The 556-nt window shown below is 48.9% G+C and carries 2 rRNA genes; both read left to right on the top strand.

The window, feature by feature from the left end:
- A 23S ribosomal RNA gene (locus AU074_RS27635) occupies positions 1-211 on the top strand; the annotation flags it as partial.
- A gap of 174 nt (positions 212-385) precedes the next feature.
- A 5S ribosomal RNA gene (gene rrf, locus AU074_RS27630) occupies positions 386-501 on the top strand.
- Positions 502-556 lie beyond the last annotated feature (55 nt).

Raw genomic sequence — 556 nt, 5'->3', positions numbered from 1 at the left:
GTTGTCACGCCAGTGGCATTGCCGGGTAGCTATGTTCGGAATAGATAACCGCTGAAAGCATCTAAGCGGGAAACTAGCCTCAAGATGAGATCTCACTGGAACCTTGAGTTCCCTGAAGGGCCGTCGAAGACTACGACGTTGATAGGTTGGGTGTGTAAGCGCTGTGAGGCGTTGAGCTAACCAATACTAATTGCCCGTGAGGCTTGACCATATAACACCCAAGCAATTTGACTACTCCTGACTTGGAAACAAGTAGAAGCATCAGATTGCGGTGTGTGAAGACGAAACGAACCGAAAGTTCGAGATGCTCACAAAACACCGAAAGCTATCACATACCCAATTTGCTGAAGCGAGACCAACTGGTCACGACTCAGTACCCGAATTTCTTGACGACCATAGAGCATTGGAACCACCTGATCCCATCCCGAACTCAGCAGTGAAACGATGCATCGCCGATGGTAGTGTGGGGTTTCCCCATGTGAGAGTAGGTCATCGTCAAGATTAAATTCCGAAACCCCTGATTGCTAACGCAATCAGGGGTTTTGTTTTGGGCGGT

Origin of the sequence: Pseudomonas sp. ATCC PTA-122608 (assembly GCF_001952855.1) — a bacterium.
Taxonomy (GTDB): Bacteria; Pseudomonadota; Gammaproteobacteria; order Pseudomonadales; family Pseudomonadaceae; genus Aquipseudomonas.
Note: the sequence above shows the minus strand (reverse complement) of the source record. Positions and strands in the feature narration are given on the sequence as shown.